General features: G+C 71.2%; 10 protein-coding genes, 3 tRNA genes and 2 pseudogenes. 9 read left to right on the top strand and 6 right to left on the bottom strand.

What is annotated here, in order from left to right; genetic code table 11:
* Nucleotides 1–390: pseudogene (locus tag N4P33_RS25465) on the top strand (nuclear transport factor 2 family protein); the annotation flags it as partial.
* A gap of 89 nt (nucleotides 391–479) precedes the next feature.
* Here the strand turns inward: N4P33_RS25465 and purL are convergent.
* Genes purL through purS form a run of 3 tightly spaced genes read right to left on the bottom strand, consistent with a single transcriptional unit; the run spans nucleotide 480 to nucleotide 3,675 of the window.
* Nucleotides 480–2,738: a phosphoribosylformylglycinamidine synthase subunit PurL gene (purL, locus tag N4P33_RS25460; protein WP_260829080.1), complete on the bottom strand. Its 2,259-nt coding sequence runs from the start codon at nucleotides 2,736–2,738 to the stop codon at nucleotides 480–482.
* A complete protein-coding gene (gene purQ / locus N4P33_RS25455; RefSeq protein ID WP_260829079.1) occupies nucleotides 2,735–3,415 on the bottom strand; it encodes a phosphoribosylformylglycinamidine synthase subunit PurQ in 681 nt (226 codons plus the stop codon). The genes purL and purQ overlap by 4 nt, the downstream gene beginning before the upstream one ends.
* Complete coding sequence (purS, locus tag N4P33_RS25450) at nucleotides 3,412–3,675, bottom strand: phosphoribosylformylglycinamidine synthase subunit PurS (RefSeq protein ID WP_006133353.1); 264 nt, start codon at nucleotides 3,673–3,675, stop codon at nucleotides 3,412–3,414. The genes purQ and purS overlap by 4 nt, the downstream gene beginning before the upstream one ends.
* A gap of 321 nt (nucleotides 3,676–3,996) precedes the next feature.
* On the opposite strand from purS, the gene N4P33_RS25445 reads away from it, so the two are divergent.
* The 8 genes from N4P33_RS25445 (at nucleotide 3,997) to N4P33_RS25410 (ending at nucleotide 8,553) form a co-directional block, all read left to right on the top strand.
* Nucleotides 3,997–4,314 carry an Lsr2 family protein gene (locus N4P33_RS25445; protein WP_260829078.1) on the top strand — a complete coding sequence of 106 codons (318 nt, stop codon included), beginning with the start codon at nucleotides 3,997–3,999 and terminating at the stop codon, nucleotides 4,312–4,314.
* Nucleotides 4,315–4,453: 139 nt separating this feature from the next.
* Nucleotides 4,454–4,525, top strand: a tRNA-Gly gene (locus N4P33_RS25440).
* Nucleotides 4,526–4,603: 78 nt separating this feature from the next.
* A tRNA-Gly gene (locus N4P33_RS25435) sits at nucleotides 4,604–4,676 on the top strand.
* A gap of 144 nt (nucleotides 4,677–4,820) precedes the next feature.
* Nucleotides 4,821–5,795 (top strand): ABC transporter ATP-binding protein, encoded by a 975-nt coding sequence (locus N4P33_RS25430; RefSeq protein WP_260829077.1) that lies wholly within the window; start codon nucleotides 4,821–4,823, stop codon nucleotides 5,793–5,795.
* Entirely contained in the window at nucleotides 5,792–6,574 is a 783-nt protein-coding gene (locus tag N4P33_RS25425; protein ID WP_260829076.1) for an ABC transporter permease, read from the top strand. Before N4P33_RS25430 ends, N4P33_RS25425 begins: the two co-directional genes overlap by 4 nt.
* A gap of 33 nt (nucleotides 6,575–6,607) precedes the next feature.
* Nucleotides 6,608–7,843 (top strand): histidine kinase, encoded by a 1,236-nt coding sequence (locus tag N4P33_RS25420; RefSeq protein WP_260829075.1) that lies wholly within the window; start codon nucleotides 6,608–6,610, stop codon nucleotides 7,841–7,843.
* On the top strand, nucleotides 7,840–8,454 hold the full coding sequence (locus tag N4P33_RS25415) for a response regulator transcription factor (RefSeq protein WP_260829074.1): 615 nt from the start codon (nucleotides 7,840–7,842) through the stop codon (nucleotides 8,452–8,454). The genes N4P33_RS25420 and N4P33_RS25415 overlap by 4 nt, the downstream gene beginning before the upstream one ends.
* Nucleotides 8,455–8,477: 23 nt before the next feature.
* Nucleotides 8,478–8,553, top strand: a tRNA-Gly gene (locus tag N4P33_RS25410).
* A gap of 40 nt (nucleotides 8,554–8,593) precedes the next feature.
* Here N4P33_RS25410 and N4P33_RS25405 read toward each other — a convergent pair.
* From N4P33_RS25405 to N4P33_RS25395, 3 genes and pseudogenes are all read right to left on the bottom strand, one after another.
* Nucleotides 8,594–9,493: a phosphoribosylaminoimidazolesuccinocarboxamide synthase gene (locus N4P33_RS25405; protein WP_260829073.1), complete on the bottom strand. Its 900-nt coding sequence runs from the start codon at nucleotides 9,491–9,493 to the stop codon at nucleotides 8,594–8,596.
* An 83-nt stretch (nucleotides 9,494–9,576) separates the two neighbouring features.
* Complete coding sequence (locus tag N4P33_RS25400; protein ID WP_260829072.1) at nucleotides 9,577–11,076, bottom strand: N,N-dimethylformamidase beta subunit family domain-containing protein; 1,500 nt, start codon at nucleotides 11,074–11,076, stop codon at nucleotides 9,577–9,579.
* A gap of 162 nt (nucleotides 11,077–11,238) precedes the next feature.
* Nucleotides 11,239–11,882, bottom strand: a pseudogene (locus tag N4P33_RS25395) (hypothetical protein); the annotation flags it as partial.

Genomic DNA, 11,882 nt, shown 5'->3' with positions numbered 1-11,882 from the left:
CCCGCCCCCGGCGCGGACCCCACGCCCGCCCAGGACCCGGCCCACTACCTGCGGGCGTACTACGCCGCCGGATACGACCCCGGGGTCCCCGTCGCCGAGGCCCACGACCGGTTCCACACCCCCGACGCGGTGCACCAGGTCGGCGGCAAGGTGATGCAGCGCAGCGCCGTGCTGAAGGCGCTGGAGGACGGGCGCAAGCGGGGCCACCGCTACCCGGTGGACGTCCGGGAGACCCTGCGGGAGGGCAACCGCTTCGCGGCGCACTACCTCACCAGCCGGGACGGCAATCCCGACCGGCTCCAGGAGGTGCTGGCCTTCGGCGAGTTCGCCCCCGACGGCCGCGTCCGCGTCGCCCGCTTCGCGCTCCAGCCGGGTCACGGAGCGGCGTGAGCGTGCTGTCCCGGCATGTCGGGAACGCGTGAACGCCCGGCCGGTGTGTACCGGCCGGGCGTTCACGTGCTGTCGGACGAGCCGGGCCGTCAGGCCAGCAGCGCCGGGATCGTCTCCTCGTGGGCCGTGCGGAGCTCCTCGAGGGTGAGCGTGAACTCGCCCTGGATCTCCACGGTGTCGCCGTCGACGACACCGATACGCGTGGCCGGCAGGCCCCGCGCGCCGCACATGTCGTTGAAGCGGACCTCCTCCGAGCGCGGCACGGCGACGATCGCGCGGCCGGCCGACTCGGAGAACAGGAAGGTGAACGCGTCGAGCCCGTCCGGGACGATCAGACGCGCGCCCTTGCCGCCCAGCAGCGCCGACTCGACGACCGCCTGGATCAGACCGCCGTCGGACAGGTCGTGCGCCGAGTCGATCATGCCGTCGCGGGAGGCGGAGATCAGGATCTCGGCCAGCAGCCGCTCGCGCTCCAGGTCGACCTTCGGGGGCAGGCCGCCGAGGTGGTCATGGATCACCTGGGACCAGGCCGAGCCGCCGAACTCCTCGCGGGTGTCGCCGAGGAGGTAGATCAGCTGCCCCTCCTCCTGGAAGGCGACCGGGGTGCGGCGGGCCACGTCGTCGATCACGCCGAGGACGGCCACGACTGGGGTCGGGTGGATGGCGGCCTCGCCCGTCTGGTTGTAGAGCGAGACGTTGCCGCCGGTCACCGGCGTGCCGAGCTGCTGGCAGGCGTCCGCGAGACCGCGTACGGCCTCCGCGAACTGCCACATGACCGCCGGGTCCTCGGGCGAGCCGAAGTTCAGGCAGTCCGAGACGGCGAGCGGCTTGGCGCCGGTCGTCGCCACGTTGCGGTAGGCCTCCGCGAGGGCCAGCTGCGCGCCCGTGTACGGGTCGAGCTTGGCGTAGCGGCCGTTGCCGTCGGTGGCGATGGCCACGCCGAGGCCGGTCTCCTCGTCGATGCGGATCATGCCGGAGTCCTCCGGCATGGCCAGCACGGTGTTGCCCTGCACGAAGTGGTCGTACTGCTGGGTGATCCACCGCTTGGACGCCTGGTTCGGGGAGCCGACCAGCTTGAGGACCTGGTCCTTCAGCTCGTCGCTCGTCGCCGGGCGGGGCAGCTTGTTCGCGTCGTCCGCCTGGAGGGCGTCCTGCCAGGACGGGCGGGCGTACGGGCGCTCGTAGGTGGGGCCCTCGTGGGCGACCGTGCGCGGGTCGACGTCGACGATCTTGCCGCCGTGCCAGTAGATCTCCAGGCGGTCGCCGTCGGTCACCTCACCGATGACGGTGGCGATGACGTCCCACTTGTCGCAGATCTCCAGGAAACGGTCGACCTTGTCGGGCTCGACGACCGCGCACATGCGTTCCTGTGACTCGCTCATGAGGATCTCCTCGGGCGAGAGCGTGGAGTCGCGCAGGGGGACGTCGTCCAGCGTCACGCGCATGCCGCCGGAGCCGTTGGACGCCAGCTCGCTCGTCGCGCAGGACAGGCCCGCCGCGCCGAGGTCCTGGATGCCGACGACCAGCTTCTCCTTGAACGCCTCCAGGGTGCACTCGATGAGGAGCTTCTCCTGGAAGGGGTCGCCGACCTGAACGGCCGGGCGCTTCGACGGCTTGGCGTCGTCGAAGGTCTCCGAGGCGAGGATCGACGCGCCGCCGATGCCGTCGCCGCCCGTGCGGGCGCCGTACAGGATGACCTTGTTGCCCGCGCCGGACGCCTTCGCGAGGTGGATGTCCTCGTGCCGCATCACGCCGATGCAGCCGGCGTTGACCAGCGGGTTGCCCTGGTAGCAGGAGTCGAAGACGACCTCGCCGCCGATGTTGGGCAGGCCCAGGCAGTTGCCGTAGCCGCCGATGCCGGCGACGACGCCCGGGAGGACGCGCTTGGTGTCGGGGTGGTCGGCCGCGCCGAAACGGAGCGGGTCGACCACGGCCACCGGCCGCGCGCCCATCGCGATGATGTCGCGGACGATGCCGCCGACACCCGTGGCCGCGCCCTGGTAGGGCTCGACGTACGAAGGGTGGTTGTGCGACTCGACCTTGAAGGTGACCGCGTAGCCCTGGCCGACGTCGACCACACCGGCGTTCTCGCCGATGCCGACGAGCAGGGCGTCGTTCTCGGGGGCCTTCTCGCCGAACTGGCGGAGGTGGACCTTGGAGGACTTGTACGAGCAGTGCTCGGACCACATCACCGAGTACATGGCGAGCTCGGCGCCGGTGGGACGGCGGCCCAGGATCTCGACGATCCGCTCGTACTCGTCCTTCTTCAGGCCGAGTTCGGCCCAGGGCAGCTCGACGTCGGGGGTCGCGGCCGCGTGCTCGACCGTGTCCAGAGGCGTCCGGCTCATGCGTTGACCAGCTTCTTGAGGATCGAGGTGAAGAACGGCAGCCCGTCGGTACGGCCCGTACCGATCAGCGGCTCCACGGCGTGCTCGGGGTGCGGCATCAGGCCGACGACGTTGCCCGCCTCGTTGGTGATGCCGGCGATGTCGTTGAGCGAGCCGTTCGGATTGAAGTCCAGGTAGCGGAAGGCGACGCGGCCCTCGGCCTCCAGCTTGTCCAGCGTGTACCGGTCGGCCACGTAGCGGCCGTCCATGTTCTTCAGCGGGATGTGGATCTCCTGCCCGGCCGAGTAGTCGGTCGTCCAGGCGGTGTCCGCGTTCTCCACCCGCAGCTTCTGGTCGCGGCAGATGAAGTGCAGATGGTCGTTGCCGAGCATGCCGCCGGGCAGCAGGTGGGCCTCGGTGAGGACCTGGAAGCCGTTGCAGATGCCGAGGACCGGCAGTCCGGCCTTCGCCTGCTCGATGACGGTCTCCATCACCGGCGAGAACCGGGAGATGGCGCCGGCGCGCAGATAGTCGCCGTAGGAGAAACCGCCGGGCAGCACCACGGCGTCGACCTGCTTGAGATCCTTGTCCTTGTGCCAGAGCGCCACGGGTTCGGCTCCGGCGACGCGGATCGCGCGCTGCGTGTCCCGGTCGTCGAGGCTGCCGGGGAAAGTGACGACGCCGATACGAGCGGTCACTTCGCGGCCTCCGCGACTTCTTCGACCCGGACGGTGAAGTCCTCGATCACGGTGTTGGCGAGGAAGGATTCCGCAAGATCATGGATGCGGGCGAGCGCGGCCTCGTCGACCGGCCCGTCAACTTCCAGTTCGAAACGCTTTCCCTGACGGACGTCCGAGATCCCCTCGAAACCCAGCCGCGGCAGTGCGCGCTGCACCGCCTGGCCCTGGGGGTCGAGGATCTCCGGCTTGAGCATGACGTCGACTACGACGCGTGCCACTGGCACTCCCGGTGTGTGGTGCTGAGCAGGTCCCTTCAGACTACCCGCACAAAATTTCTACGCGGGTAGAGTTGTAGGAAACTACGTGAGCACCATCACGGTTCGGTAGCGGAGGGGGCCCTCGGAGAAAAATTCCGGGAAAGATCTCGGATTGGTTCGTGATACCCATTGCACCCAGACACGCGGAGCGTTTTAGTCGGGCTTCACATTGCAATGCCGTGCACTGTACAAATGAATTGGCAATAACCGACAAGTCGGCACGTCATCGCAGCTGAGCTGTTGGCTGGGCTGTATGAGGTGCTCCCGAAGGGACCGATATTCGTGGCGCAGAAGGTCGTGGTCACCCTCTTTGACGACATCGACGGCTCGGAAGCGGCGGAAACGATCGCCTTCGGACTCGACGGCAAGTCGTACGAGATCGACCTGAATGAAGCCAATGCAGGCAAACTGCGGGAGGCGCTCGCGCCCTACGTGGAGGCCGGCCGCAAGCGGTCGCGCTCGGGCAAGGCGTACCGGCAGACGGAGGTAGCCCCCTCGCCGGCGGCGGTACGCGCGTGGGCGCAGGCGAACCGGATGGACGTGCCCGCACGGGGGCGGATCCCGAAGAAGGTCTACGAGGCGTTCGCCGCGGCGCAGTGAGCCGGCCCCGGGCCCTGACGCACCCCGACGGGCCCTCACCCGGCCCCGCGGAGAACCGACTTGCGCAGCACCCCTGCTGATCAGCTAGAGTCTGGGACACGCCGACGGGCAAGGCCTCAGGGCCCGCCCAGTCAGCCACGCGGGTGTAGTTCAGTAGTAGAACATCCCCCTTCCAGGGGGAAGGCGCAGTGTGCAATTCCTGTCACCCGCTCTGCATCGCGTACCGACCACTGTTGTGGATCAGGTAGGCTGGTGCTCGCACCGACCGGTGAAGCCGGTCGGAGGCAATGCGGACGTAGCTCAGTTGGTAGAGCGCAACCTTGCCAAGGTTGAGGTCGCGAGTTCGAGCCTCGTCGTCCGCTCGGGAATGAGACCCCGGTCCATCGGACCGGGGTCTCTTCGTGTACCGGCGCTTCCTCTACGGGCGTCCGCCGCCTGACATTTGTCATGCCGAGCGGTGACAGCGCGCACTGCTGCCGGGCTCCGCGCGCGGGCACGCTGAGGGCATGGAAGCGAACGAACACGAACACGTGATTGAGGTCACCGACCTGCGGCGTGTGTACGGGGGCGGGTTCGAGGCGGTCGGCGGGATCAGCTTCTCCGTGCGACGCGGGGAGATCTTCGCCCTCCTGGGCACCAACGGCGCGGGCAAGACGTCCACCGTCGAGCTGCTGGAAGGGCTCGCGGCCCCGGCCGGGGGACAGGTCCGGGTGCTCGGACACGACCCGTACACCGAGCGCGCTGCCGTCCGTCCGCGCACCGGCGTGATGCTCCAGGAAGGCGGCTTCCCCTCGGAACTGACCGTCGCCGAGACCGCGCGGATGTGGGCCGGCTGCGTCAGCGGGGCGCGTGAGCCGCACGAGGTGCTCGCGCTCGTCGGACTGGCCGGCAAGACGGACGTACGGGTCAAACAGCTGTCCGGCGGCGAACGGCGGCGTCTCGACCTGGCGCTGGCCCTGCTCGGCGACCCCGAGGTGCTGTTCCTGGACGAGCCGACGACCGGCCTGGACGCCGAAGGCCGCCGCGACACCTGGGAGTTGGTGCGCGCCCTGCGCGACAACGGGACGACGGTGCTGCTCACCACGCACTACCTGGAGGAGGCCGAGACACTGGCCGACCGGCTGGCGATCCTGCACGAGGGCCGCATCGCCGCGACCGGCACCCCGGCCGAGGTGACCGCGTCCCAGCCGTCGCGGATCACCTTCGAGCTGCCCGAGGGCTACCACCTCGGCGACCTGCCGCCGCTCGCCGAACTCGGCGTGAGCGGGCACGAGGTCGAGGGCAGGGTCGTACGGCTGCGCACGCGAGAGTTGCAGCGGGCGGCGACGCGGCTGCTCACCTGGGCCGAGACGGCCGGGGTGGAGCTGCGGCGGCTGGACGTGCGGTCGGCGTCACTGGAGGAGGCGTTCCTCGGCATCGCCCGTGAGGCGGCGGCCGGGACGAACCCGGCTTCGGCGGAAGTGAAGGAGTTCGCGGCATGAGCCAGGCCGTCGTCACCACCACCAGCAAGAGCCGGCTGACGGCGCTGGCCCGGGCCGAGCTGACCCTGCTCGGCCGCAGCAAGGGCACGCTGTTCGCCGCGCTGTTCGTGCCGCTGATGCTGCCGTTCACCGTGCTGTCGGTGGTCGGGGAGATGGACATGAAGGACGCCGGGCTCACGGTGGGCACCGTCGTGCTGCCCGCCGCCGTCGGCTTCTCCCTGCTGTTCGCCGTCTACAGCGCCCTGGTGGGCATCTTCGTCACCCGGCGCGAGGAGCTCGTCCTCAAGCGGCTGCGCACCGGTGAGGTACGGGACGTCGAGATCCTGGCCGGGGCCTCGCTGCCCGCCGTCACCATCGGCCTCGTGCAGTGCCTGGTGATGGCCGCGGGCTGCGCCGTCCTGCTCGACGTGTCGGTCCCCGAGGCACCTCACCTCGTCGTCGTGGGCCTGCTGTCCGGGCTGGTGATGTGCGCCGCGCTGGCCGCCCTCACCGCGAGTGTCACCCGCACCGTGGAGAGCGCCCAGGTCACCACGTTGCCCCTGCTGCTGGTCTCGATGCTCGGCTCGGGCATCGCCGTACCGCTGGAGATGCTGCCCGACCGGCTGGCCTCGGTGTGCGAACTGCTGCCGCTGAGCCCGGTCATCCTGCTCGTCCGGGACGGCTGGACCGGAGATCTGTCCGCCTACGAGACACTGGGGGCCGTGGCGACGGCAGGGGCGTGGACCGTCCTGGCGCTGTGGGGTGTACGGCGCTGGTTCCGTTGGGAGCCGCGACGTTGAGGTAGCGGCGTTGAGGCAGAGGAGCCGAAGGGCATGCGGGAGCCGGGTGGCTGGTGGCGGCGCAAGAGCACACCGGCGAAGGTGGAGACGTACACACGCTGGTCGTTCCACTTCTTCGGCGTGGTGGAGGTCCTCTTCGTCGGACTGCCCGCCGTCGGCGCGCTCGGGCCGCGCCTCGGCAGCCTGCTGCTGGCGACGGTGTGCGCTCACGCCGCGATGTGCATGGTGATCGTGTCACGGGCACTGGACTGGACGCGGGGCCGCCGCAGACAGCCCGTCCTGCTGCTGTGGCTGCTCGGCGCGGCCAGCGTGGTGATCGCCTTCGGCGCCCAGGCGATCGTGCAGCACGGTCCGGACAGCGCGGACGTGGGCACCGCGGCCGGTGCCGTCTTCGGCGTCGTCCTGATACTCGGGGCCGGCATCATCGCGCTCGCCCTGAGCCGGCGGCATGTGATCCCCCTGGTGCTGGGGTTCGCCGCGGGGGCGGGACTCGTGTCGCTGCTCGTGGGCGCACCGGCGACCGCCGCCGCGATCACGGCGCTCGTCGTCCTGCTGGGCGCCGGGTTCATGGCGTTCACCGCCGTGCTGTCCGTCTGGCTGCTCAACATCGTCTACGAGCTCGACGAGGCCCGCGAGACCCGGGCCCGGCTCGCCGTGGCCGAGGAGCGCCTGCGGTTCGCCCGGGATCTGCACGACGTCATGGGAAGAAACCTGGCCGTCCTCGCCCTGAAGAGCGAACTCGCGGTGCAGCTCGCCCAGCGAGGGCGGCCGGAGGCCGTCGACCAGATGACCGAGGTGCAGCGGCTGGCGCACGAGGCGCAGCGGGAGATCCGCGAACTCGTCCGCGGTTATCGCGAGGCGGACCTGGGCGCCGAGATCGCCGGCGCGCAGGGCGTGCTGCAGGCCGCGGGCATCACGTGCACGATCACCGGCTCACCCGCCGGGCTGCCGGACTCCGTGCAGTCCGCCCTGGGCTGGGTCATGCGCGAGGCGGCGACCAACGTGCTGCGGCACGGAGATGCCCGGCACTGCACGGTGGAGTTGAAGGTGACGGAGGGACACGCGGTGCTGTCCGTGGAGAACGACGGTGTCCGGGAGGACCGGAGCAGCGGTGGCACGGGCTCCGGGCTCGCCGGGCTGCGCGAGCGGCTGTCCGGGCTCGACGGCACTCTGGAGGCCGGGCCGGTCGGCGACGGCTGCTTCCGCCTGACCGCCGAGGTGCCGCTGCCCCGGCAGGTGTCCCGCCCCGTGCGTGAGGCCGCCTCATGACCGCCCCGCTGAGGCTGCTGCTCGCCGACGACGAGCATCTGATCCGGGGGGCGCTCGCCGCGCTGTTGTCGTTGGAGGACGACATCACCGTCGTCGCCGAGGCCGCGACCGGGCCCGAGGCGCTGGCGATGGCGCGGGCGCACGTACCCGATGTCGCCGTGCTGGATCTGCAGATGCCCGGCGCGGACGGTGTGAAGGTGGCCACATCGCTGCGGGCGGAACTCCCCGGCTGCCGGGTGCTGATCGTGACCAGTCACGGGCGGCCCGGGCATCTGAAGCGGGCGCTCGCGGCGGGGGTGCGCGGGTTCGTGCCGAAGACGGTCAGCGCCCAGCGGCTCGCGGAGATCATCCGCACGGTGCACGCCGGAAACCGTTACGTGGATCCCGAGTTGGCCGCCGACGCGATCGCCGCCGGTGACTCGCCGCTGACCGCGCGCGAGGCGGAGGTGCTGGAACTCGCCGCCGACGGCGCCCCCGTGGCGGAGATCGCCGAGCGGGCCGCGCTCAGCCAGGGCACAGTGCGGAACTATCTCTCCTCGGCCGTCTCGAAGCTCGGGGCGGAGAACCGTCATGCGGCGGTGCGTCTCGCCCGCGAGCGAGGTTGGGTATAGTTGCTGTCGCGCCACGGCGCAACGCGGACGTAGCTCAGTTGGTAGAGCGCAACCTTGCCAAGGTTGAGGTCGCGAGTTCGAGCCTCGTCGTCCGCTCCAGTCCAAAGGCCCCGGTCATCGACCGGGGCCTTTGCCGTGCTCAGCTCCAGGTGGTGCCCGTCAGGCGCTCGTACGCCTCCACGTACTTCGCCCGGGTCGCCGCCACGACCTGCTCCGGCAGCGGCGGCGGGGGCTGCTCGCTCTTGCGGTCCCAGCCGGACTCGGCCGAGGTCAGCCAGTCTCGGACGTACTGCTTGTCGTACGACGGCTGGGCGCGGCCCGGCTCCCACTGCTCGGCCGGCCAGAAGCGGGACGAGTCTGGGGTGAGCACCTCGTCGGCGATGACCAGGTCGTCGCCGTCGAAGCCGAACTCGAACTTGGTGTCCGCGAGGATGATGCCCCGGTCGCGGGCGATGTCCCGGGCGCGCGAGTAGGCGGCCAGCGTCGCCTGGCGCAGGCGGGCCGCGGTGTCCGCGCCGACCTGGCGGGCGACCTCCTCGTAGGAGACGTTCTCGTCGTGCTCGCCGACGGCTGCCTTGGTGGCCGGGGTGAAGATCGGGGCGGGCAGCTCGGAGCCGTCCACCAGGCCCTCGGGGAGGGCGAGACCGCAGACCGTGCGGGACTCCTGGTACTCGGCCAGGCCCGAGCCGGTGAGGTAGCCGCGGGCCACGCACTCCACGGGGACCATGTTCAGCGACTTGCAGACCAGGGTGCGGCCCGCCCAGTCGGCGGGGGCGCCCTCGGGGAGCTCGGTGCTGAGGACGTGGTTGGGGAGCAGGTCGGCGAGCTGGTCGAACCACCACAGGGACAGCTGGGTGAGCACCCGGCCCTTGTCGGGGATCTCGGTCGGCAGCACCCAGTCGTAGGCGGAGATGCGGTCGCTGGCGACCATCACGAGGTCGCCCGCCTCGTTGCGGTACAGCTCGCGCACCTTGCCGGTGTGCAGATGCACCAGACCCGGAACCTGGAGCGGCTCGGGCTTTTCGACGAATCCGGACACGGTTCCTCCCCGTGGTTCTGTCCAATGGTCCGATTCTCCCGTATGGGAGGACCACCGCGGACAGCGGGACCTGGGTGCGGGGCTCAGTCGCGTTTGCAGATGCGGTCGAGGAGATTGGCCGTGGCGCGCTGGATACGGGGGTCCACATGGCCGGGGCGGTCCAGCGCCGGGGACCAGGCGAAGGTGCCCGAGGCGAACACCCAGGCGCCGGAGGGTGCCCGGTACAGGGACGTCTCCTGGTGGCGGCGGACGCCGTCGCGGTCGGTGTACGGGGAGTGCGCGAGCAGGACGCGTTCGTCGTGGTCGGGCAGCGGGGTGCGCGGGAAGTAGCGGTCGGCCTCGCCCGCGACCAGCCCCTCGATCGCCTCGCCCTCGCGCGCGCCGGTCGCCTCCCACATCCAGTGGCCGGCGTTGCGGACGATCAGCGGGTGGGGCTCGGGGACGTGACCGGCGTACTGGATGCCGAGCAGCTGTTGCTCGGCCCGGTCGATCTCCCGCCACAGCGCCGGCCGGCCCGGGCCCTTGCGTTTGCGGCAGGTCAGCAGGCGGTCGGGGACGCCGGTGGGGGCCGGGGCCAGCTCCACCTGCCAGTACATGGTGTTGGCGGAGAGGAAGACCAGGGAGGTGCCGCGGTCGCGGGCCTGTTCGGCGGCGCTGCGCATGGACGGGGACCAGTACTCGTCGTGACCGGGGAAGATCAGCCCCTTGTAGCGGGCGGGATCGAGGCGGCCGGCGTGCAGGTCGCGGGCGTCGGCGTAGGCGAGGTCGTAGCCGTAGCGTTCGGCCCAGCGGATGACGTCGTAGGCGTGGCCGACGTGCAGCGGGAGGCCGGCGCCCGCGTACGGGCGGTCGAAGGAGACGGTGGTCGCGGCGTCGGCCTCGCCGAGGAGGCGGCCGTGCTCGTCCCAGGCGTGGTAGAGGCTCGCGCCGGTGCGGCCGTCCTCCGGGTAGAGGTTGTACGCCTGCCAGGTCACGTCGGGCAGCACGAGGAGCAGGTCCGCCGCGCGGTCGTCGCGGACCGTGAAGGGCACGTGGGAGCGGTAGCCGTCGGCGGTGGTGAGCACCGCGACGTACGCGCCGACGCTCCAGTACGACGGGACCGGCAGCCGCCAGGACAGCCACCAGTGGTGGCAGGAGACCGTGCGGTCGGCGGCCAGCGGCGGGGGCTGCACGATGCCGGAGAGCCGGGGGCTGGAGGTGATCTTGGTGGCGCCGTGGCCGGCGTAGTGGCCGATGCGGTAGACGTCGACGTCGAAGTCCTGGGGCGGGTCGACCGTGATGTGGAAGTCGATCGACTCGCCGGGGGCGACGGCGCCGGTGGAGGTGAAGCCCTTGATCTGGCGGTGCACGTCGTCGGCGGCGCGGGGGCCCGAGGAGCGGCGGGGCGCCGGGACCTTGGGTGCGCCGGGGCGCGGGGTGTGCGCGACGGGGTCGGGGTCGACGTACCAGGGGACGACCTGGCCGGTGTCGTCGAAGTAGGTCTCGCTGCCCCGCAGCCACGGGAGCGGGCCCTGCCCGAAGGGGTCCGTCACGGCATGCGCCAGTGCCCCGGACTCCCAGCGGCGGATCTGCTCCGAACCCATGGCAACTCCCCTCCGCCAGTTATGTGTTTGTCGTATGTCGCAAGCTCTTGCCCGAGCGTGAACGGTCCCAGCACATCACATTACGCACCGGCTCCGTCACCGTTCGTTTGGAATTGACCGAAAGCGGAAGGGTGGGCTCCGGGGGATCTGCGGGATGTCGGCTCAGACGAGGCGGACGGGCTTCTCCGGGCGTATGCCCTGACGGGTCAGCCAGAGGCGGAGGGCCGTGGGGTCGCCGCTCTCGATCAGGGTCAGGACCTGCGGGGACAGGTCGGCGGCGCGCTCACCGCTCACCAGGAGGACCGGGCCGTCAAGCCAGTCCAGGCCGGGCGCCGCACCCGCCGTGTCCATGGCCGCGCAGCACACCATCGCGGTGATGTGATCGGCGAGAAGCTCGCGGGCGGTGCGCGGTGGCTGGAGCGGGAAGAGGGGCAGGGCCCGGTCGTCCCAGAGGGGCGCGGGGTCCGGGGCGGCCTCGGTGGACGCGGTCCGGGTGGTGCCAGGTGCGCTGCTCGACGCGGCCTCCTCGCGCGCCAGCTCGGCACTGAGCCGGGCCGCGAGGGCGGCGCTACGGGGGGTGGTGTCGGAGAGGTCTTCCTCGTCGTGGCCCAGGGCGTCCGGGGCGTCGGGGCTCGGGGCGGCAGGGTCGTCCGGGCTCGGGGTGACCCGGCTCGTCAAGGCCGGGTACGCGTGGTCCGCACCGGGGGTGACGGAGGCCGCGGAGTCGGACATGGGGTTCGTGTCCGTGCGCGGGGCGTCGGGGGGCACGGGCGGGCCGTCGGCGGGTGTGGTGGCGGGCCGGGCGG

Origin of the sequence: Streptomyces sp. 15-116A (assembly GCF_025290915.1) — a bacterium.
GTDB lineage: Bacteria > Actinomycetota > Actinomycetes > Streptomycetales > Streptomycetaceae > Streptomyces.
This window is presented reverse-complemented; position numbering and strand designations above follow the sequence as displayed.

Excerpts from the sequence above, each read along its gene's own strand:
- purL (WP_260829080.1), bottom strand. The coding sequence starts at position 2,738 with ATGAGCCGGACGCCTCTGGACACGGTCGAGCACGCGGCCGCGACCCCC.
- N4P33_RS25430 (WP_260829077.1), top strand. The coding sequence starts at position 4,821 with ATGGAAGCGAACGAACACGAACACGTGATTGAGGTCACCGACCTGCGG.
- N4P33_RS25425 (WP_260829076.1), top strand. The coding sequence starts at position 5,792 with ATGAGCCAGGCCGTCGTCACCACCACCAGCAAGAGCCGGCTGACGGCG.
- N4P33_RS25420 (WP_260829075.1), top strand. The coding sequence starts at position 6,608 with ATGCGGGAGCCGGGTGGCTGGTGGCGGCGCAAGAGCACACCGGCGAAG.
- N4P33_RS25415 (WP_260829074.1), top strand. The coding sequence starts at position 7,840 with ATGACCGCCCCGCTGAGGCTGCTGCTCGCCGACGACGAGCATCTGATC.
- N4P33_RS25400 (WP_260829072.1), bottom strand. The coding sequence starts at position 11,076 with ATGGGTTCGGAGCAGATCCGCCGCTGGGAGTCCGGGGCACTGGCGCAT.